The 19455-nt window shown below is 65.2% G+C and carries 19 protein-coding genes, 1 other RNA gene and 2 pseudogenes; 10 read left to right on the plus strand and 12 right to left on the minus strand.

Features of this window, described 5'->3' with window-relative positions; genetic code table 11:
- The 9 genes and pseudogenes from JOY90_RS04890 to JOY90_RS04930 form a co-directional block, all read right to left on the minus strand.
- Positions 1-270: pseudogene (locus JOY90_RS04890) on the minus strand (serine protease); the annotation flags it as partial.
- A gap of 183 nt (positions 271-453) precedes the next feature.
- Positions 454-660 (minus strand): DUF2065 domain-containing protein, encoded by a 207-nt coding sequence (locus tag JOY90_RS04895; protein WP_291690024.1) that lies wholly within the window; start codon positions 658-660, stop codon positions 454-456.
- A gap of 137 nt (positions 661-797) precedes the next feature.
- Complete coding sequence (gene hflC, locus JOY90_RS04900) at positions 798-1706, minus strand: protease modulator HflC (RefSeq protein WP_291690025.1); 909 nt, start codon at positions 1704-1706, stop codon at positions 798-800.
- Positions 1703-2851, minus strand: coding sequence for an FtsH protease activity modulator HflK (gene hflK / locus JOY90_RS04905; protein WP_291690026.1), 1149 nt, complete (start codon positions 2849-2851; stop codon positions 1703-1705). Before hflK ends, hflC begins: the two co-directional genes overlap by 4 nt.
- Before the next feature lie 144 nt (positions 2852-2995).
- The gene (locus JOY90_RS04910; RefSeq protein WP_291690027.1) at positions 2996-3508 is read right to left on the minus strand and encodes a dihydrofolate reductase; all 513 of its coding nucleotides are present in this window, start codon (positions 3506-3508) and stop codon (positions 2996-2998) included.
- Positions 3508-3993 carry a GNAT family N-acetyltransferase gene (locus tag JOY90_RS04915; protein WP_291690028.1) on the minus strand — a complete coding sequence of 162 codons (486 nt, stop codon included), beginning with the start codon at positions 3991-3993 and terminating at the stop codon, positions 3508-3510. Before JOY90_RS04915 ends, JOY90_RS04910 begins: the two co-directional genes overlap by 1 nt.
- Before the next feature lie 8 nt (positions 3994-4001).
- Positions 4002-4796 carry a thymidylate synthase gene (locus JOY90_RS04920; protein ID WP_291690029.1) on the minus strand — a complete coding sequence of 265 codons (795 nt, stop codon included), beginning with the start codon at positions 4794-4796 and terminating at the stop codon, positions 4002-4004.
- A 140-nt stretch (positions 4797-4936) separates the two neighbouring features.
- On the minus strand, positions 4937-5470 hold the full coding sequence (locus tag JOY90_RS04925; protein WP_291690030.1) for a chromate transporter: 534 nt from the start codon (positions 5468-5470) through the stop codon (positions 4937-4939).
- On the minus strand, positions 5467-6066 hold the full coding sequence (locus JOY90_RS04930) for a chromate transporter (protein ID WP_291690042.1): 600 nt from the start codon (positions 6064-6066) through the stop codon (positions 5467-5469). The genes JOY90_RS04925 and JOY90_RS04930 overlap by 4 nt, the downstream gene beginning before the upstream one ends.
- Positions 6067-6148: 82 nt before the next feature.
- On the opposite strand from JOY90_RS04930, the gene ssrA reads away from it, so the two are divergent.
- The 9 genes and pseudogenes from ssrA (at position 6149) to JOY90_RS04975 (ending at position 11546) form a co-directional block, all read left to right on the plus strand.
- Positions 6149-6512, plus strand: a transfer-messenger RNA (tmRNA) gene (gene ssrA / locus JOY90_RS04935).
- Between the two features lie 146 nt (positions 6513-6658).
- Complete coding sequence (locus JOY90_RS04940) at positions 6659-7198, plus strand: SspB family protein (RefSeq protein WP_291690031.1); 540 nt, start codon at positions 6659-6661, stop codon at positions 7196-7198.
- Between the two features lie 59 nt (positions 7199-7257).
- A pseudogene (locus JOY90_RS04945) lies at positions 7258-7683 on the plus strand (lyase family protein); the annotation flags it as partial.
- 332 nt (positions 7684-8015) lie between these two features.
- Complete coding sequence (locus tag JOY90_RS04950) at positions 8016-8201, plus strand: DUF4169 family protein (RefSeq protein ID WP_291690032.1); 186 nt, start codon at positions 8016-8018, stop codon at positions 8199-8201.
- Positions 8198-8524, plus strand: a complete 327-nt coding sequence (locus JOY90_RS04955; RefSeq protein ID WP_291690033.1) for a ribbon-helix-helix domain-containing protein — start codon at positions 8198-8200, stop codon at positions 8522-8524. Before JOY90_RS04950 ends, JOY90_RS04955 begins: the two co-directional genes overlap by 4 nt.
- Positions 8521-8847 carry a ribbon-helix-helix domain-containing protein gene (locus tag JOY90_RS04960; protein WP_291690034.1) on the plus strand — a complete coding sequence of 109 codons (327 nt, stop codon included), beginning with the start codon at positions 8521-8523 and terminating at the stop codon, positions 8845-8847. The genes JOY90_RS04955 and JOY90_RS04960 overlap by 4 nt, the downstream gene beginning before the upstream one ends.
- Positions 8844-9098: a ribbon-helix-helix domain-containing protein gene (locus JOY90_RS04965; protein WP_291690035.1), complete on the plus strand. Its 255-nt coding sequence runs from the start codon at positions 8844-8846 to the stop codon at positions 9096-9098. The genes JOY90_RS04960 and JOY90_RS04965 overlap by 4 nt, the downstream gene beginning before the upstream one ends.
- 281 nt (positions 9099-9379) lie before the next feature.
- The gene (locus tag JOY90_RS04970) at positions 9380-9655 is read left to right on the plus strand and encodes a FeoA family protein (protein WP_291690036.1); all 276 of its coding nucleotides are present in this window, start codon (positions 9380-9382) and stop codon (positions 9653-9655) included.
- 19 nt (positions 9656-9674) lie between these two features.
- Positions 9675-11546: a ferrous iron transporter B gene (locus tag JOY90_RS04975; RefSeq protein ID WP_291690037.1), complete on the plus strand. Its 1872-nt coding sequence runs from the start codon at positions 9675-9677 to the stop codon at positions 11544-11546.
- Positions 11547-11556: 10 nt separating this feature from the next.
- Here the strand turns inward: JOY90_RS04975 and JOY90_RS04980 are convergent, their stop codons facing one another.
- The 3 genes from JOY90_RS04980 to JOY90_RS04990 form a co-directional block, all read right to left on the minus strand.
- Entirely contained in the window at positions 11557-12690 is a 1134-nt protein-coding gene (locus JOY90_RS04980) for a DUF2336 domain-containing protein (RefSeq protein ID WP_291690038.1), read from the minus strand.
- 167 nt (positions 12691-12857) lie between these two features.
- Positions 12858-16538, minus strand: a complete 3681-nt coding sequence (locus JOY90_RS04985; RefSeq protein ID WP_291690039.1) for an AsmA family protein — start codon at positions 16536-16538, stop codon at positions 12858-12860.
- A gap of 130 nt (positions 16539-16668) precedes the next feature.
- A complete protein-coding gene (locus JOY90_RS04990) occupies positions 16669-17901 on the minus strand; it encodes a cytochrome P450 (RefSeq protein ID WP_291690040.1) in 1233 nt (410 codons plus the stop codon).
- A gap of 87 nt (positions 17902-17988) precedes the next feature.
- On the opposite strand from JOY90_RS04990, the gene JOY90_RS04995 reads away from it, so the two are divergent.
- Complete coding sequence (locus JOY90_RS04995) at positions 17989-18618, plus strand: TetR/AcrR family transcriptional regulator (protein ID WP_291690041.1); 630 nt, start codon at positions 17989-17991, stop codon at positions 18616-18618.
- The last annotated feature ends 837 nt before the right edge of the window (positions 18619-19455 follow it).

A 19455-nucleotide genomic window follows, 5' to 3' on the forward strand; every position in this document is an offset into this window, starting at 1 on the left:
GCGGTTCTTGAAGAAATCGTCGAAGAATTCCTCGAACGGCGATCCCGGCGGCAGTTGCGGCATGGCGCCCTTGCCGTCAGCCTTCGCCTCCACAGTTTGCGAGGTCGAGATGTTGACCACCGCATCGATTACCTTCTCGGCGACGTCGGCAATGCCTTCGGGCCCGCGCGCCGAAGCCGGCGCCGAGCCGAGCGCGCAGGCCGCGCCGACCAGGGCGGCGGCGAGCACGGGACGCAGGCGATGGCTCATAGCTGCTGTCACAGCGGTCATATAGCTTTTCTCCAAAGAAAGAATGGGTGCCAAGCAAAGCGGCATTCGGCGTCCACACTGCGCCCGAACGGGGCGGCGACGCAAGCCTGGGCCTGCCGGATAGGGCGCCATTAGGTGGCATCCAATACGGCAAAAACCCGACGTTGCCTTCTCACAATGCCGTTGCCGGAGTGACCCGTGGCGTCAGATCGGACGGCGGACCGCCCAGATCAGGATCAGTCCGAGCACCGCAGAGCCGATGCCCACCGCGCGCAGCACGTTGTCCGGGGTCGCCAGCGCGCTCTTCATCGCCCGCCGCATCCAGCTCGGGCTCGCGGCAAACATCAGCCCTTCGAGAACGAACAGGATGCCCACACCGATGAGGAAGTCGGCAAACGCTATGGACCTCATCGGATATGGACCTCCCGGTTCGCGCTTCTCGTTACGGCAGCCGGCTCTCGTGATGGCGGCCAGCGAAACTTGCGCTTCGACCCGCCGCTGTCAACTCAGACCCCCACTGCGTGAAACGCGGAACGCGATCTCGGCATTCACGGTTTCGCAGCCGAAGCCGGCGCCGCCGCTTCCGGCTTGCCCGACGGGTTGCCGAAATACCGGAAGAAGTCCGATTCGGGCCGCAGCAGGAAGCGCGTGTCGTTGCTCTTCAGGCCGTTCTCGTAGGCCGTCATCGAACGGTAGAACGAGAAGAAATCAGGGTCCTGGGTGTAGGCCTCGGCAAACAGCCGGTTGCGCTCGGCGTCGCCTTCGCCACGGGTCTGCTCGGCCTTCGAGTTGGCCTCGGCAACGATCACGGTGGCCTCGCGATCGGCGTTGGAGCGGATTTCCTGCGCCTTCTGGCCGCCCTGCGCGCGGAACTCGGCGGCCTCGCGCTGCCGCTCGGTCTGCATTCGCGTATAGACCGCCTGACTGTTCTGCTCCGGCAGGTCGGCGCGGCGGATGCGCACGTCGACCACCTCGATGCCGTAGCCGTCGGCCTCCTCGTCGAGCTGGTCGCGGATGCGTTTCATCAGGGCCTCGCGCTCGTCGCGCACCACCTGGATGAAGGTGACCTCGCCGAGCACGCGGCGCAACGCGGCGTTGAGCAGCGTCGTCAATTGCAGGTTGGCGGCCTGGATCGAGCCGACGCTCTGATAATATTTCAGCGCGTTCTTGATGCGGTAGCGGGCGAAGGCGTCGACCACGAGCCGCTTCTGATCGGAGGCGATCACCTCCTGCGAGGGGTTCTCGAGATCCAGGATGCGCTTGTCGACCGAAATCACGCTGTCGACGAACGGCACCTTGAAGTTCAACCCGGGATCGGTGACGACCTTCACCGGCTGGCCGAGCCGCACCACCAGCGCCTGCTCGGTCTGCTCCACGGTGAAAACCGAACCATAGGCGACGATCGCCGCAACCAGCAGCAGGATCAGCACGACGATGCCTGTGACGGGAGACCTCATCGCGTGCCTCCGTTGGCCTGCCCGGCCTGGCCCGTCGTGGCGGGCGGAGGCTTGCGCGGCGACAATTCGGGAAGCGGCAGATAGGGCACGACGCCCTGGCCCGAGGCGGCGCCGTCATAGATCAGCTTCTCGGAGCCGCCGAGCACGCGCTCCATGGTTTCGAGATAGATCCGCTCGCGCGTGACGTCCTTCGCCTTCTTGTATTCCTCGTACACCTTCAGGAAGCGGGCGCTCTGGCCCCTCGCTTCCGCGATCGCCTGCTGCTTGTAGCCTTCGGCCGCCTGGGTGATCTGCGCGGCGCGGCCCTTGGCGTCCGGCACGACACGGTTGGCGTAGGTCTGCGCCTCGTTCTGCAACCGCTCGAGATCGGCGCGCGCCGCCTGCACGTCGCGGAACGAATCGATCACCTGCGCCGGCGGATCGACCTTCTGCATCTGGACCTGGGTGATCTGGATGCCGGAGCCGTAATTGTCGAGCGTCTTCTGCATCAGGCCCTGCACCGCCTGCTCCGTGGTGGTGCGCGCGCCGGTCAGGATCGGCTGGATGTTGGACTTGCCGACGATTTCGCGCATCGCGCTCTCGGCGACCGCTTTCACGGTGCCTTCGGGATTCTGGATGTTGAAGAGATAGTCGGCGGCGCCCTTCGGCTTGATGCGCCAGAGCACCGTGAAATCGACGTCGACGATGTTCTCATCGCCGGTCAGCATCAGGCTCTCTTCCGGCACGTCGCGCATGGTGCGGCCGCGCCGGGTCGGATCGTCGATCAGCGTCATGCCGATGGAGATCGTGTTGACGCGCAGCGCCTTCGGCAACCGCACGGTCTCGATCGGATAGGGCCAGTGATAGTTCAGCCCCGGATCTGCATCGCCAACATATTTGCCGAAGCGCAGCACGATGCCGAGCTCCTCCGACTGCACGCGATAGAAGCCGGACGCCAGCCAGATCGCGACGATGCCGACCAGGATCAGGGCGATTCCGAGGCCGGAGAAATAACCGCCCGGAAGCAACTGCTGGAGCCGGTCCTGACCGCGCCGCAACAGGTCCTCGAGGTCGGGCGGCCTCGGGCCCACCGGCTGCGGGCCGGAGCCCCACGGCCCTCTTGGACCCGAGCCCCACGGGCCTCCGCCCTGATTCTTCCACGGCATCGGTACTCTCCTCGGCAAGGCCCGTGGCAACAGCGCCCCGGTCTCGCAATACGGAAGGCTTATAAGGGACGGCCCCCGCCCTTACAACGCAGCCAGAGCTATGCCCGAACCGGTAATTGTCAACGTAAACATTGCCGAACGGGGTTAATGCGACTTTCGTCGGCGATAGGTCACGAAGGAGAAGCTCGCGCTGTCGGCCGGGCCCGCCGGGTGGCGCTCGCGCGCGACCTCCTGCCATTTTCCGGCATCGATCGCGGGAAAACAGCTATCACCCGCCGGGCGTGCATGCACCTCGGTGATCTCGAGACGGTCGACGGCGTCCATCCATTGCGCGTAGATCTCCGCACCACCGATCACGGCGATCTCAGCGACCGAACGCCGCAGCGCGTCGCCGCGTGCGATCGCGCGCGCCGCCTCCAACGAGGTCGTCACCACCGCGCCCTGTGCGCGAAAATCCGCATCGCGAGTGATGACGATGTTGGTGCGTCCGGGAAGCGGCCGGCGCAGCGAGATGAAGGTCTTGCGCCCCATCAACACGGGCCTGCCCATCGTGATCGCCTTGAAGCGCGCCTGGTCCGTCTTCAGCCGCCACGGGATCGCGCCGGCCTGGCCGATCACGCCATTGTCGGCGATTGCGACGATGAGAACGGTCTCCATCACGGCGCCCGCTTCGCGAGCGCGGCGAGCGCCGGACCGTCGAGCCGGCACCCCGTCCATTCGCCCATCATGACGGCGCCCAGCGACTTGTAGAAGTCGATCGAGGGGGTGTTCCAGTCGAGCACCGCCCATTGCAGGCGCGACCAGCCGTTCTCGACGCATTGCCTGGCAAGATCGGCCAGCAATGCCTTGCCGATGCCCTTGCCGCGAAAAGCCGGGCGGACGAACAGGTCCTCCAGGTAGATGCCGTGGCGGCCGGAGAAGGTGGAGAAATCGAGAAACCACACCGCGAAGCCGACACCCTCGCCGTCCCACTCGGCGATCTCGCAGAACAGAAGCGGCCTTTCGCCGAACAGCGCGGCGGCGATATCGGCCTCGGTGGCCTCGACCTCGTGCGTCAGCTTCTCGTATTCGGCGAGTTCGCAGATCAGGGAGAAGATGAGGCCGATCTGGTCAGGACGCGCGCGATGGATGGCGAGTGACATTCAACCGCTCACACTGCGACTTCGGCCTTGATGTGCGGATGCGGATCGTAGCCTTCGAGCACGAAATCCTCGTAGCGGAAACCGAAGATGTCCCTGACTTCGCGATTGATCTTCATCACCGGCAGGGCGCGCGGGGGTCGCGTCAATTGCAGGCGCGCCTGTTCGACGTGGTTGGAATAGAGATGCACGTCGCCGAAGGAATGCACGAAATCGCCCGGCTTCAGGCCGCTGACCTGCGCCACCATCATGGTGAGCAGCGCGTAGGAAGCGATGTTGAAGGGCACGCCGAGGAACACGTCCGCCGAGCGCTGGTAGAGTTGGCAGGACAGCCGGCCGTTCACGACGTAGAACTGGAACAGGCAGTGGCAGGGCGGCAGCGCCATCTTCTCGACATCGGCCGGATTCCAGGCCGTGACGATCAGCCGGCGCGAATCCGGGTTGCGCCGGATCATGTCGATCACGTTGGCGATCTGGTCGATGTGCTGTCCGTCCGGCGCCGGCCATGACCGCCACTGGTAGCCGTAGACCGGCCCGAGGTCGCCGCTCTCGTCGGCCCACTCGTCCCAGATGGTGACGCCGTGGTCGTGCAGATATCGGACGTTGGTGTCGCCCTTCAGGAACCAGAGCAACTCGTGCACGATCGCCTTCAATGGCAGGCGCTTGGTGGTGAGCATGGGAAATCCGGCCGACAGATCGAAGCGCATCTGATGGCCGAAGACCGACAGCGTGCCGGTGCCGGTGCGGTCGCTCTTCTCGGCACCATCGGCGAGAATCCGTTCGAGCAGGTCGTGGTACTGGTGCATGGCGGCGGCGAAGTTTTCTCAAGGGAGCGCGAATGTAGCGATCGACGAGGCCGCTCGACAGCGGCGACTCGGCATTGGCCGCAATTATACCCGGAAAAGTGTCTCCTCCCGATCCCAACCGCAAGAGGTGGAACTGCCGCTCAGATCAGGCCTGCCAGGCCGAGGACCCCGGTCGCCAGCAATATCCACAGCGGATTGAGCCGGGTGGCAAAGGCGAGTATGGCCGCGGCGAGGGTCGCCAGTACGGCGATCCAGGTCCGGTCGGCCGCCTGCGCCACGACAAAGGCGCTCGCCGCCATCAGCCCGATCGAGAGCGGCACCAGCGCCGCCTGGACGAGCGCCGGCCAGTGCGCTTGACGGGAGCGGGCGAGGAAGCCACTGACGTAATAGGCGAGGGTTGCGGTCGGCACGCACATCGCGAGCGTGGCAACCAGGGCACCCGCAAGGCCCGCCACCTGGTAGCCGATCAAGGTCACGATCAGCACGTTCGGCCCGGGCGAGAGCTGGGAGAGCGCGTAGATGTCGGCGAATTCCCGGTCGGTCATCCAGTGATGGATGTCGACCGCGACGCGATGCATTTCGGGGATCGCGGCGTTGGCGCCACCCACCGCGAACAGCGACATCAGGCCGAAGGTGACCACGAGGCTCCTGATCGGATTGGATTCGCCGTTCATGCGGCCTGTCGTCGCAGCAGAAAGGTGATGACGAGGCTGATCGGGACGGCCACCAGCAGCACAAGCTGCAGCGGCAGCCGCAACAGCCCGATCGCGACGAACACCGCCAGCATGGCAAAAAGACCGACGAGATCCCGCCGCTTCAGGAGCGGCAGCAGCATCTTGGATACCACAGCGATCAGAAGGCCTACCGCGCCGCAGGAAACCCCGGCCAGAAGCCGCCGCAGCACCTCGATGTCGCCGTAGCGGGCATAGAGCGCGGCGAGGACGGTCATCAGCATCAAGGGCGGTCCGACCAGACCGGCGAACGCCGCAATGGCGCCGGCGACGCCGCGAAACTGCGAGCCGAACACAACCGACAGGTTCACGATGTTCGGCCCCGGGAGAAAATGGCAGAGCGCGAAAGTTTCGTTGAACTCTTCCGCGGTCATCCAGCGATGCTCCTCCACGATACCCCGCCGGGCGAATGCGAGCACACCGCCGAAACCGGCAAGCGACATCTTAGCGAAAGCCAAGAACAGCGCGAACACGGTAGGCGGGCTGGATATCGGGATTTCCGGCGCCGAAACGGCGGCCGGCGGGGTATTCGAGGGCATGGCCCAAACTAGAGTGCCGGTGGGCCCGAAACCACCCAATTCGACGTATGCCTGCCTTCGCCGCGGCACAGACGAGAAATCGGCCCTGTCTTTCTCAAGTCCTGCGCCTTATATTGAGGGTGCCGGTTCGCCGGCTATGGAAATAAATCGCCGTCGAAATAAACCATTCGGACCCGGGGGCGGTACCCGGCGCCTCCACCCAAGCCCGGCCAAGTTGGAACTTGCCGGGTTTCGGCGGGGGCGAAACAGGATCGACGAGGGCGTAAAGGGCGTGCTTTTTCCCGGTATTGTTCCGCCGTTATCGGGCTACTGCAATAGTTGCCAACGACAACTTTGCTCCGGTTGCTCAGGCTGCGTAATGCAGCTTGAAAGACCATTCTAAAGTCCTAGTGGGTTAAGCTCCGCTAGGCGGGGTTCGGAGGCACCTGGCAACAGAAGCCTCCACTTCATTTCGAAGGGCCGTCATCGTTCCGCACACATTGCTGGCCTTGGGCCTCCAGCGGAGTAGCATTGCGGTGAAACAGGCGAATCGGGCGACCAGCGCCACCGCCGGCTGAACCGGGCGGCAGGGACCGACCGCGATAGGACGACCATGGCGACCGATCATATTCGATACGATGTGCTGGCGCGCGATGCGCTGCGTGGCGTGCTGCGGAAGGTGTTGACCGACGCCGCCACCCATGGCCTGCCGGGCGAGCATCATTTTTTCATCACCTTCCTGTCCGGCGCGGACGGCGTAAAGCTCTCGCCACGTTTGCTCGCGCAATATCCGGAAGAGATGACCATCATCCTGCAGCACCAGTTCTGGGATCTGGTGGTGTCGGAGGAGCGGTTCGAGGTCGGACTGTCGTTCGGCGGCATTCCCGAACGGCTCGCTGTTCCGTTCAGCGCGATCAAGAGCTTCTTCGATCCCTCCGTTCAGTTCGGCCTGCAATTCGAGCCCTCGGAGAGTGCCGAAATCATGGCGGAAACAGCAGCTAGAAATCTGCCGGCCGCCCCGGCTCCCGCCCCCACCACACCGGCGGTGGACACCACCCCCGCCGCCCCTGTCGTCGAGGAAAAGGACGAAGAGCCGCCGAGGTCCGGCGAGGGCGCCGAGGTCGTGCGGCTGGATCGCTTCCGCAAGAAATAGCCGGCAGCGGACGAGCCACGCCGCGAAGTAAGATGTACCGGGTCGGTATCACCGTGCCCGACGAACCGGGTTCCTCCATCAGGCCGGGCAAGGTCAATCCGGCGCAGTGCGAGGCCGTGACCATGGTCTGCTGCTAAATTAGATTTTCGGTCATCACACCGCAGTCACCGTGGCCGGCAGCCAGGGCCGCCACTTCGAGCTCAACGTCTACAAGCCGTGCTCGCGCATTGCATGATGCAATCAATTCAATTCGATTGCCCGGCGACGCAGCGCGATCCTTCACCGAACATGCATCGCGGGAATTCGTGCCGACGAACAACGAATCCGCGAATTGATGCAACGCTTCCTGATCTCGTCACCGCACTTGCGCCAAAGATCGGCTACGACAATGCCGCAAAGGTGGCAAAATCGGAGCGCGCAAATGGCGCAACGTTGAAAATAGAAACATAAGACTGGCCTTCGTCTCGGATGCAGAATTCGACTAACTCGTACAGCCCGACGAGATGATACATCCGAACTGATACGCCCCCGGATTACTACGGGTAGTTACGGTACGTAGATATAGCTATAGACCGAGATACTCGGACTTTGCGACAGTTTGACTGAAAGTCATTCGTTACGCTCGGCCGTGGACAAGCACCAGAACCTTGTTTTCGCAGAGCGAGGCATTTTTGTTTTGATCCGATCAACCCCGATTGAGATGAGGATTTTTTGCAAATGACGACCGAACCGGCGAGTATGCGTACCGCAGTAGCGGATACCGGTTTCGCGCATCTTTCCTGCCCTCGAAAAATTGTCGCGATCTGAGGCGGCGGCGATGGGGCAATTAGTCAATCTGAAACGGTACAAGAAGCGCAGCGAGCGCGAGCAATCGGCAAGACAGGCCGAAGCGAATCGTGCGCGATTCGGACGAACCAAGTCCGAACGCGTCGCCGATCAGCAGCAGACCAAACGGGCGAGCGATCTGCTCGACCAGCATCAACTCGACGGGGGCGCCGCATGAAGTCGCCCGTCGTCAAACGCTCGATCGTCGTCGCCGGTCACAAGACCAGCGTCAGCCTCGAGGAAGCATTCTGGAACGGCATGAAGGAAATCTCGGGCTTGCGAAACATGACGCTGTCCGAGATGGTCGGCGAGATCGACAGCAACCGCACGCAGGGCAACCTGTCTTCGGCCATTCGCCTGTTCGTTCTCGACCACTTCAAGAGCCGCGCGGTTGACGCGCCAGCGGAGCCTGTCAGGCCCGAGGACGCCGCCAGCCAGCGCCCCGCCAAGCGGGCGGGCGACGTGCGCGATCGGCACCACCTCGATGGAGGTGCCGCATGAAGTCGCCCGTCGTCAAGCGTTCGATCGTCGTCGCCGGGCACAAGACCAGCGTCAGTCTCGAGGAAGCCTTCTGGAGTGGCATGAAGGAAATCTCGGGCTTGCGAAACATGACGCTGTCCGAGATGGTCGGCGAGATCGACAGCAACCGTACGCAGGGCAACCTGTCCTCGGCCATTCGCCTGTTCGTTCTCGACCATTTCAAGAGCCGTGCGGTTGACACGCCGGCGGAGCCCGTCAGGCCTGAGGACGCCGCGAGCCAACGCTCCGCCAAGCGGGCGGGCGACGTGCGCGATCGGCACCACCTCGATGGGGGCGCCGCATGAAGTCGCCCGTCGTCAAGCGTTCGATCGTCGTCGCCGGGCACAAGACCAGCGTCAGTCTCGAGGAGGCCTTCTGGAATGGCATGAAGGAAATCTCGGGCTTGCGAAACATGACGCTGTCCGAGCTGGTCGGCGAGATCGACAGCAACCGCAAGCAGGGCAACCTGTCTTCCGCCATCCGCCTGTTCGTTCTCGACTACTTCAAGAGCCGTGCGGCAGGTGCCGGATTGGAATCGAAACCTCCGGCGGCCTAGCCGGCGGTCGAGGCGAAAGCCGTGCGCAGATCCGTCAAGTCTCGGCCGACCCGTTCGCGCCGAGGCTTGACTCGATGTGCTCGCGGAATCCGAAGCGACCCGCCCGCGGCAATCCCGGCCATGAAGCCATCTCGCCGGGACCATCAGCATGATCGGTTGGTGGCGGCTGTCCGCCGGCATTCGAGCGATGCCGAGAAGCGCTCCTTAAAATCGCTCTAAGGTGCGCTCGGCCGCCTCCGGCTGCGCTTGACCTGCTGCACCATCGTTGAAAATAGAGGTGCATGGCCGACCATGACGAACACAACTCGCCACTGCCGCTCGGGCTTGCAAAGTGCGGCTATTCCGGCGTGGTCCAGAGCCTGGCCGCCGGGGACGCCGCTTCCAGCCTGACCGGAGCCGAGTTGGAAAGCCGGCTGATCGAGTTCGGCTTCGTCGAAGGGGCCCGGGTCGAGATCCTGCACGAGGGCATCATAAGGCGCGATCCGATCGCCGTCCGCGTGGAAAATGTCACAGTCGCCGTGCGCCGGCGCGAAGCAATGGCCATTATCGTCGCCTGAGGCGACCGGACTGCACGTCATGGAATCCCCGTTGTTGCATCTGGCCCTGGTGGGCACGCCGAACAGCGGCAAGACCGCGCTGTTCAATGCGCTCACCGGCAGCCGCCAGAAAGTCGCGAACTACCCGGGCGTCACCGTCGAGCGCAAGGAAGGCTCGTTCGTCACGCCGTCGGGACGCCAGGTCTCGTTGGTCGACCTGCCAGGCACCTATTCGCTTCGCGGCCGTAGCCCCGACGAGGAGATCACGCGCGATTTCGTGCTGGGACGCGCCAAGGGCGAGGTGCTCCCCGATCTCGTGCTGTGCGTCGCCGATTCCACCAATCTCAGGCTGACGATCCGCCTGCTGCTGGAGCTGAAGCGCACCGGCCGGCCGCTCGTGCTCGTGCTCAACATGTTCGACATCGCCAAGCGCCGCGGCGTCAGCGTGGACGTTGCGAGACTGTCGGACGCGCTCGGCATGCCCGTGGTCACCTCGATCGCCGTGCGCAAGGGCGGCACCGCCGATCTGTTGCGCCTGACCGACGAGGTCCTGGCGCAGTCGCCATCATCGCCGCGCGACAATTTGTGGCATCCGCTGACCGCCGCCGAATTGCGGACCACACAGCGCGAGGCCGATGGCATCATCGCCGCAACCGTCAGCCTGCCGGAGCGGCCCGATACCTGGACCGCGCGGATCGACGCGGTGGTGCTGCATCCCGTCGGCGGCCTGCTGATCCTGCTGGTGCTGCTGTTCGTGATGTTCCAGGCCGTGTTCGCCTGGGCCCAGCCGCTGATGGAGCTGTTGTCGTCGGGGTTCGACGCGGCGGGCGACTTCGTCCATGACAGCCTGCCGGCCGGGCTGTTGCAGAGCTTCCTGCAGAACGGCGTGATCTCCGGCGTCGGCAGCGTCGTGGTGTTCCTGCCGCAGATCATCATCATCTTCCTGTTCATCCTGCTGCTCGAGGATTTCGGCTACATGGCGCGCGCCGCGTTCCTGATGGACCGCATCATGGGCGGCGCCGGGCTGCACGGCCGCGCCTTCATTCCGCTGCTGTCGAGCTTCGCCTGCGCCATCCCGGGCTTCATGGCAACCCGGGTGATCGACAACCGGCGCGATCGCTTGACCACGATCCTGATCGCACCGCTGATGACCTGCTCGGCGCGCATCCCGGTCTACACGCTGATCATCTCGGCCTTCATCCCGTCGGAGCTGATCTGGGGCTGGATCAACCTGCAGGGCCTGGTGATGTTCGGCCTCTATGCCGCCGGCATCGTCAGCGCGCTCGGCATGTCGTTCCTGATCAAGTTCTTCATGTGGCGCGACTATCAACCGGCGCCCTTCATGCTCGAGCTGCCCGACTACAAGATGCCGCGCGTGCGCAGCATCGCGATCGGCATCTACACGCGCGCCAAGATGTTCCTGCAGCGCGCGGGCACCACGATCTTCGCGATGATGGTGCTGATCTGGTTCCTGGCATCGTTTCCGCAGGCGCCCGCCGGCGCCGAGGGGCCCGCGATCAACTACAGCCTGGCGGCCATGATCGGCAAGGCGATCGCGCCGCTATTGGCGCCGCTCGGCTTCAACTGGCAGATCGCGGTCGCGCTGATCCCCGGCATGGCGGCGCGCGAGGTCGCGGTGGCGGCACTCGGCACGGTCTACGCCATCGAGGGCGGCAAGGAGGCAGCTGCGCAGATCGGCCAGGTGCTGGCGACCAAATGGAGCGTTGCGACCGCGCTGTCGCTGCTCGCCTGGTACATCTTCGCGCCGCAATGCGCCTCCACGCTGGCCGTGATCCGGCGCGAAACCGGCAGCACCGGATGGATGGCGGTCACCTTCGGCTACATGCTGGCGCTCGCCTATCTGGCGAGCCTTGCGACCTACCACATCGCGGTCGCGTTCGGCGCCGGCTGAGCGGCGCCTCTCATTGCAGCGCCTCCATCTGGAGCTCGACGGGGCGGGCAGCCGTGCCGGATGCCGGGGCGCCGGCCTTGCGCGACTGGTAGAATTCCAGGACGCTGCGCGAGGTCTCGACGTTGAGGGTGGCAAATGCCCGTTCCAGATCGTCGAGGTCGCCCGCCGTGATGCGATGGTCCGGCGCGCCGAGAAACAGCAGCGACATGGTGGTGGACCAGGAAAACCTGAGAGCCTTGGCCAGCACCAGCAGAAGCTCCCGCTTTCTGTCCTTGAGCGCACGCTCGATCACGTCGGTCGGCAGCGAGCACAACAGCGACAGCCCGATGGTGACCTCGTCGAAGCGATGCGACTGCGCGTATCCGGCGATGCTCTCCTCGTTGAGGTTGCCGAGCCGATGCTGCGTCGTCACGACGCGCTTGGCGACGAAGTAGCTTCGCGAGGCCGGGCCGAACTTCGACTGCAGTTCGCCGGTGACGTCGCTCACGGAGGTCTGGATCTGCTCGAGCATCTCGGGGCGCTCGCGTGCCAGCCGCTTCTTCACGTCATCGGACGCCTTCGCGATCAATTGCTGGAATAGCTGCCGGGGAATGTCGCTGCGGACGCCGAGCTGCTCGGCGAGGATGGAATCGCCTTCCGCCCGCTTGATCATGTGCAGGAACCCGGAGTTCGAGAACCGCGCCCCCTGGTTGGTCGCAACCGCGTTCACGACCTCCTGGTTGCCGCGCCGCACCAGCACGTCGGTGACCGCCTCGGCGATCGACTTCCGCTGCGAGATCGCAAGCAGATGCGCCTGGCTCTTGGTCATGGCGTTGGCCACCAGGGCGGCGCCGTCGAGCAGCTCGGACTCCCGCAACACGGGCCCCGCGACCTCGATCGCATCGTCGAAGGCGAGCCTGTGAATGAGGTTGGCCGGAGCGTTGCCGAAATGCGCCATCCGCTCGGAGAGCTCGGCACGGGCCGCGACCTCGATCTCATCCGCCAACCGCCCGATCACCTCGCCGAAGGCCCAGATTTCGTGGTCGATGTAGCGCCCGGCCATCAGGAGGTCCGTGGCATGCCACAACGCCCGCGCACGGCTTTGCGGCGTTCCCCGCGAGATCGCGTAGTCGAGATCCTCCAGGAACGCTCTCGCCTCACTCATCTCGCTCAATCCCCGCTTCGTCCCGTGCACGGAAAAGTACCGATCGTTCCCAGGATACGACACAGACCCAAGTTTTCGGTAAAGGCGGTAGATCAGTATTGTCGGTCAAAACTCCTTAAAATGTGGCGCAGATGATTTACCGGCGATTTGCTCGGCATGGCCGCTCGTCAGGGAATGTTCTGCGGCGGCGATTGCGGCGCCAGCACCAGTGGTGGGCGAGGCTTCGGCTTCACCGGCGGCGGCCCCGGGAGAGGCCTGACGTCGATCGGAGGCGGCAGCGGCGCGACCTGCTGACTGATGATCCCCTGGGGCGGCGCCGCCGGACGCGGCACGACCACCCGGGGCCGCGGCGGTGCGGGTGGGGGCATCGCCGTCACCGCGGGCGGCCGGCCGGATTCGACCGCGGGCGAAGTCGGGGGTGACGGCAGCGCCGCAGTCGAGGGCGGAGTCGACGAGGCATCGGGCGGCGAGGGCTCCGGCGGCGGCGGCGCGCGCTCGATGGCGTCGAGCCGCTGCGTTTCGCGATCGATCGCCCGCAGCGCGAGCCAGGACGACAAGGCCGAGACATCGAGGCTGCGGTTGAGCGCGTCCGGGGTGCCGACCGCGAACAATTGCACCGAAGGCCGGCTGGTCTCCGAGCCAGCCGTGGTCGACGACAAGGTGGCGCGGATGTCGAGCTGGTCGGCAGGGATATCGTAACCACCGGAGACCACGGCCCGGGCCCCCTGCGCCTCGAGCGTGGTCGCATCGACCCGAAGCCGTCCGTCGCGGATGGAAAATGGCACCTGGGCCGAAGCGACGGACAGGCTGCCTGCCGACAGCACCGGATCGACAAGCTGGCGCAGCCGGCTGTCCTCGATCATCTGACCAGCATCGCTGGTGCGGATGGCAATGTCGAAGGCATGCGGATCGAGCCCCGCAATGGTGGCCGATTCCAGCGTCACGGTGCCGCCGCCCGTCAGCGCGCCGGTCAGCGCGGCGACGCTGCGGCCCTGGCTCGAGATCGTCATTTGCAGCGAGGTGCGGCCCGCGGGCATCTTGAGCCCGCGATAGTGCAGCGCCGTGCCGTCGACACCGGCGAGGTCGAAGCGCCCGTTCAGCGCGATGCCGTTGGCGTCCTGCCTCGCGTCGATGTTACCGGTGACGTCTCCGCCACCGATACGGCCCTTGATGCCGTCGAGCCGCAGCGATTGACCGTCCCCCTTGACCGTGCCGCCGACAGGGCGCAACTCGGTGCCGCCCGGAAGCATTCCGCTCAAGGCCTGGAACGCGATGCTGCCGCGCCAGCCTTTGAGCACGCCGGCGCCGAGCGGCTCGGCCGCATCATGACCCGAAGCACCGATCGCATACGCGAACGCCGGCGCGACGTCGACGGCATCCAGGCCGATCTCACCGTCGATCTCCCGCATCTCGCCGAGACCGAGCGCGAGATGACCGCGGAAGCGCGAACCTGCCACCACGCTGTCGAGGTCGTCGAGCGCGAGCTTGTCACCCGAGAGCGAGCCTCTCGCGAACAGCCGGATGTTCTGCGCCAAACCGTCCGACGGCTTGAGTCCGAGAAATGGCGCGAGGTTGACGCTCCGGACCTTCAAATTGAGATTGGCCTTGGGCGTTCCGGCCCAGGGCTCCGCAGTACCTTGCGCCTCAGCGTCGAGGCCAGCCCCCCACATCTTGGCAGTCATCCGCACCGGCGCCCGCCACACGCCGCTGGCCGAGCCCTCGAACTGCAACGCGCCGTCACCGGCGGCGATCACGCGATCGAGCCCCATGAGCGCGAGCAGGGAATCGCCGCGCCCTGCGACCAGCCTGGATTCGACGTTGAGCTCGCTCTTGCCAAGCTGATCGAGATCGATGCCGCGCAACGCCGCCACCAGCGGCTTCGCCGTGACCGTCGTGACACCCTTCAGCGGCGGCGAGTCGAGCTCGAGCACGGCCCGCGCACTGCCCCGGTCAGCCTGGTCGACATTCTTGCCGAGATCGAGCGAGAGCTTGAGCCGCGCGGCACCCGGCTGGCTGGCGACGCCGTTGAGCCGCGTCGAGAGCGCGGGCGCGAACGGTGCCGCGAGCGCGTTGAGTTGCGCCAGCGAGGCGGCAGTTGCCGCGAGCGTCAGGCGGCCCGTCGCTTCGGTGCGGTCGAAGCTCCCCGCGCCTTCCATCGTGACGGCACCGGGCTGGCCGAATTTCAACTGCTCCAGCGACAACGTCTTCGGATTGTAGCTGAACTTGGCGAGGAACGGATGCACCTCCTGCCCGGAAGACGTGGCGCTGCCGACGTCGAGCGAGACCGTTGCCTGGTCCGGCCAGTTGGATTGCGGCCCCGCCACCGAGTCGACGAACGACGCTGCGGTGTCGAGATCGAGGCGATCCGCCTTCAACATGGCTTCGAAGCGCGATCCTGCGCCGGCACCGGGCGCCATGAATGCGACGCGCCCTTCCATGGTCAGACCCTCGATCTCGGCCTTCATCGCTTCCATGGCAATGCGGTCCGGCGTCACGCGGATATCGCCTCGCAGCCGAAGCGGCCTCTGGCTGTGGTAGGCGATGTCGTTGCGGCCCTCCAGCCACGCCAGCAGCGCGTCCGGATCGGAGGATTCGGCGTCGACGACGCCGGAAATGGTGCCGGGCGCGGTCGCCGGCGCTGCGAACACCGAGCCGCTGAAGTCGACCTGCGTTCCACCGGGCGCGTGGAAGTCCAAGCGGTCGATGGTCCACAACGCCGCCTCGCTGTGCAGGTCGGCGGCCAGATTCAGCACGGGCCGCCCCCCCAGCGTGATCTGCTCGGCGCTGAAAGCGATCTGCGCCGGCACCGGCGACGGCGGCAACGACGCCATCAGCGTTCGCAGCGCGGGCAGCCATCGCAGCGGCTGCGTGGCGCCGCTGTCCTTGGCGCCGTCGGACGTCAGCAGCCGGTCGGCGTCGAACTGGCGAGCCGCCAGCGCGAAGCGCCACAGCGGCGAGGGGCCAAAGCGGACGTCGCCACCGCCGCCGAACTTCAGCACGCGTTCGTCACTGCCGTAGCTGGCCTCGATCTGGTCGAACTGAGCCTTGTCGTGATCGGCCTTGACCTTTGCGGTGACGCGCCAGGGCGCAACCGGCGGCGCCGCACTGTTCTTCGGCTTGGGCGCAATCGTCGCCAGCGTCATAATGCCTTCGAAGCGCGGCGAGCGCGCCTCGAAGCTCAGCACGCCGTCGAGATCGGCCGCCAGCGGACGCTCGGCCGGGTCGATGGTCAGGCGGACGCGCGTGCCATTGCCCTCGCCGGCCTTCCCGGACGAGATGCGAAACGGATAACGGGTGCCGTCGAGCACGAAGCTGCCGTCGCCTCGCACCGCGCCGGCCAGCGATCGGACATCGCCGGAGAACGCGACATTGTTCAATTCCACCGTCTTGCGGCTTGCCGCATCATGCAGGGCGATGCGGCCGGTGAGATTCAGCCGATCGATGGACAACGAGCCCAGGTTGAACTGCCCCTTGGCGGCCGGCAGGTCGATCTTGCCTTGCCGATCCAGTCCAAGGTCGACCGCCAGCCCCCCGATGCTGAGCTCATTCGCGCGCCAGTCGCCCCGCATCAGGTCGCCGAGGCTGAACTCGACATCGAGCCGGTCGGCGCGAATCTTTCCGAGATCGTTCGGGCCGCCGATCATCACCGACCGCAGCCGGAGGGTCGGCGTCGGCAACAGCCGCGCATCCAGCGCGCCGGCCACCCGCACCGGCGCGCCGATCACCTGGCTGGCCTCGGCTTCGAACTGCGGCCGGAACTGGTTCCAGTCGATGAAATATGGCCCGATCAGCGCGGCGACCAGGGCTACGATGAACGCGATCGCCAATCCGAGCAGCGTCGTCTGCACGGTGTCTCCTCTGTGACCCGCACCGGCATCCGCGGCCCATCCCTCGCCTCAACGCCGATCGCGCCCACTATATAGGGCCAACTGTGGCGAAGTCACAGCAATGCCCCGTGAGGGCCGCATATCGGGCGCGTCACCAGCTCGCCGGCAGCCGCTTCAAGCCCCGCAGCACGAAGGTAGGTCGCCATTCCGGATTTTCTGCGTCATCGAGCCGCAGTTCGGGCAGACGGCGCAACAGGGTGGCCACGGCGATTTCCGCCTCGATCCGCGCGAGCTGAGCCCCCAGACAATGATGGATGCCGCCGCCGAAGGAAAGTGGTTTCACATTGGGACGGTTAATGTCGAGCTGGTCCGGCCGGTCCGGATAGACGGCGGGGTCGCGGTTGGCCGAGCCGAGCAGGCAGAGCACGGACTCCCCCTTTGGAATTCGTTTTCCCCCGAGATCGTCGATGTCCTCCAGCGCGACGCGGCCGGTCAATTGGACCGAGGAGTCGTAGCGCAGGAACTCTTCGACGGCATGGCTCATGAGCGACGGGTCGGCCTTGAGCCGCGCAAGCTGATCGGGATTGCGGTGCAGGGCCAATAGGCCGTTGCCGATCAGGTTGACGGTGGTCTCGTGACCGGCGCCGAACAGCAGGATGATGTTGGCGGTCAGTTCCTCGTTGGAAAGCTTACTGCCGTCCTCCTCGGCCTGCACGAGCTGCGTGGTGAGGTCGTCGCCCGGGCTGCGGCGGCGCAATTCGAACAATTGCTCGAAATACATCCTCGCCATCGTATTGGCAGCATTGGCTTCGGCGATCTCGGTCGGCGTCAGCGGCACCGGATCGAGAATGCGCCCGCCGTCCCGCGAGCTGTTGTAAAACACCTCGCGATGCTCCTCGGGAATGCCGAGCATGTCGCAGATGATCGTGACCGGCAGACGGAAGGCGAAATCGGCGATCAGGTCCATGTGCCCGCGCTCGACGACGGCGTCGAGCGTCCGGTCCACGACCTCCTGGATCCGCGGCCGCATGTCTTCCACCCGCCGCGCAGTAAAGGCCTTCACCACCAGGCCGCGCAGCCTGGTGTGATCAGGCGGGTCCTGCTGCAGCATCCAGTGACTCATGCTGCGGAAGACAGGCTCGTTCATGATCTCCGCGCCGTAGCGGCGGACGGTGCGCCCGACATAGTCCTTGCCGAAGCGCTTGTCGCGCATCACAAGGCTCACCTCCGCATGCCGGCTCGCCACGAACGCGCCATGCGCATTGATGTGCACTGGATCGGTCGTACGCAGCCGCGCGTAGTGCGGATAGGGATCACGGATGAAGTCCGGCGACAGTGGATTGAATAACGGCGCGTCGGCACTGGCCTCGACATGCTGGTTCATGATCAACTCCATCGGAGCCGGCGATCATCCGGCAGCACAACTCGATACAGCCTTGTATCGAGTTGCATAGTGGACCAAATTGGGAACATGTCAAGACTCCGCACCAGGCCGACCCGGGACGACACCCGCGACAAATTGTTCGAGGCGGCGGCGCGCGTATTCGAGGAGCAGGGCATCGGCGGCGCCAGCATCGAGGCGATTGCAGCGGCGGCCGGTTTCACGCGCGGCGCGTTCTACTCGAATTTCGCGAGCAAGGACGATCTGATCAGCGCGATGCTGGAGGATCATGTCGAGCAGTCGATCCGGCGCAATCTCGACCTGCTCGAGACGCACAAGCATCCCGCCGACTTCCTGCACGCACTGCGAACCATGGACCGCAGCAAGCAGGACCCGCTCGGCCGCTCGCCGGTCCTGCACATGGAGATGATCCTGTTCGTGGCGCGCGCCGAGAAGCGCAGGCCGGATCTCGCCAAGCGGCTGCGGGCGCGGCGCAAGCTGATCGCCGACATCGTCGAGGCCACCTCGCGGGACAGCGGCCGCCCCGGCGGGAAAGATCCGGAATGGACCGCCGCCATCCTGCTCGCGATGGACGACGGCTTCCGGCTGCACCGCCTGATCGATCCCGAGACCACGGCCGCCGACAGCTTCTTCCGCGCGATCGAGGATCTGCATCGGGCGCTGGGGATCACGTCGGCCGATGGCCAACCGTGCGGCTGATCGCGCGCGACGATCTGATCCGTTCAAGAGCGAGCCTGCTGTAGCCTTGCTGCGTCATGATCTGCGTGGCGCGTGATATCTCTGCTGGTCATTCCCGGGCATTCGCGAAGCGAATTCGATTTGGATGTCAAATAGCCAAGACCTCGCATTCTCGCGGCGCTGGACGCCCGAGGTCTGCGAACGCGAGACCCTCTGAAAGGTGAGAGGGCGCAGGGAAGACCGGGCACCGGCTGGTGCCCATGGCCCCCGTGCAACAAAAAGCACGGGGCAGGAACCACAGGCTCAGCCGAGTAGACCCGGCCTTCCCTGCGCGATGGTTTGAACGGCTGCTCCGCGCTCTCCCTGGTGTACCGGGCTTGTTAGCCACCATCGCCCGCGTGATGCGAAGCATCATCGCGAACTTGACACCAGCGTCGGGGTGTCAGGACCACACGGCTTGGCCGTCCGCGAGCAATCGTTCGTCCGCGCTCCCAAGGAACGCTGCGACCGCCCGCGGCCACCGCTCCCCGCCTCCACGTCCATGACGACCGCGGATCGCCCCTCTGCATGAGGCAGGATGGAGGGAGAATAATTCTGATTTGGAGAATTGTCAAGAATAATTTCGAAAATCGGAAAATGTCGGACGGGGCGCTGCTGCGGCGAACCTCAGCCGTCATACCAAAAAGAGGACGGGGTTCTGGCGGGGCGCAAACAGAATGCGAGCATACGAGCCACTGCTGCTCACGTCCGACAACAGTTCAGAGCGGACCATCGCAGCTTCTCTTCTGTCAGCGGTCGCCTCTGGACAAACAATTTATTTTGGTTGTCAACAGGTTAGGCCTGCCAGCGCCAACACTC

The sequence above is a fragment of the Bradyrhizobium sp. genome, assembly GCF_019242285.1.
Classification (GTDB): domain Bacteria; phylum Pseudomonadota; class Alphaproteobacteria; order Rhizobiales; family Xanthobacteraceae; genus Bradyrhizobium.

Excerpts from the sequence above, each read along its gene's own strand:
- hflC (WP_291690025.1), bottom strand. The coding sequence starts at position 1,706 with ATGAGGTCTCCCGTCACAGGCATCGTCGTGCTGATCCTGCTGCTGGTT.
- JOY90_RS04925 (WP_291690030.1), bottom strand. The coding sequence starts at position 5,470 with ATGAACGGCGAATCCAATCCGATCAGGAGCCTCGTGGTCACCTTCGGC.
- JOY90_RS04910 (WP_291690027.1), bottom strand. The coding sequence starts at position 3,508 with ATGGAGACCGTTCTCATCGTCGCAATCGCCGACAATGGCGTGATCGGC.
- hflK (WP_291690026.1), bottom strand. The coding sequence starts at position 2,851 with ATGCCGTGGAAGAATCAGGGCGGAGGCCCGTGGGGCTCGGGTCCAAGA.
- JOY90_RS04970 (WP_291690036.1), top strand. The coding sequence starts at position 9,380 with ATGGCCGACCATGACGAACACAACTCGCCACTGCCGCTCGGGCTTGCA.
- JOY90_RS04920 (WP_291690029.1), bottom strand. The coding sequence starts at position 4,796 with ATGCACCAGTACCACGACCTGCTCGAACGGATTCTCGCCGATGGTGCC.
- JOY90_RS04980 (WP_291690038.1), bottom strand. The coding sequence starts at position 12,690 with ATGAGTGAGGCGAGAGCGTTCCTGGAGGATCTCGACTACGCGATCTCG.
- JOY90_RS04975 (WP_291690037.1), top strand. The coding sequence starts at position 9,675 with ATGGAATCCCCGTTGTTGCATCTGGCCCTGGTGGGCACGCCGAACAGC.
- JOY90_RS04965 (WP_291690035.1), top strand. The coding sequence starts at position 8,844 with ATGAAGTCGCCCGTCGTCAAGCGTTCGATCGTCGTCGCCGGGCACAAG.
- JOY90_RS04895 (WP_291690024.1), bottom strand. The coding sequence starts at position 660 with ATGAGGTCCATAGCGTTTGCCGACTTCCTCATCGGTGTGGGCATCCTG.
- JOY90_RS04960 (WP_291690034.1), top strand. The coding sequence starts at position 8,521 with ATGAAGTCGCCCGTCGTCAAGCGTTCGATCGTCGTCGCCGGGCACAAG.
- JOY90_RS04990 (WP_291690040.1), bottom strand. The coding sequence starts at position 17,901 with ATGAACCAGCATGTCGAGGCCAGTGCCGACGCGCCGTTATTCAATCCA.
- JOY90_RS04930 (WP_291690042.1), bottom strand. The coding sequence starts at position 6,066 with ATGCCCTCGAATACCCCGCCGGCCGCCGTTTCGGCGCCGGAAATCCCG.
- JOY90_RS04950 (WP_291690032.1), top strand. The coding sequence starts at position 8,016 with ATGGGGCAATTAGTCAATCTGAAACGGTACAAGAAGCGCAGCGAGCGC.
- JOY90_RS04955 (WP_291690033.1), top strand. The coding sequence starts at position 8,198 with ATGAAGTCGCCCGTCGTCAAACGCTCGATCGTCGTCGCCGGTCACAAG.
- JOY90_RS04915 (WP_291690028.1), bottom strand. The coding sequence starts at position 3,993 with ATGTCACTCGCCATCCATCGCGCGCGTCCTGACCAGATCGGCCTCATC.
- JOY90_RS04995 (WP_291690041.1), top strand. The coding sequence starts at position 17,989 with ATGTCAAGACTCCGCACCAGGCCGACCCGGGACGACACCCGCGACAAA.
- JOY90_RS04940 (WP_291690031.1), top strand. The coding sequence starts at position 6,659 with ATGGCGACCGATCATATTCGATACGATGTGCTGGCGCGCGATGCGCTG.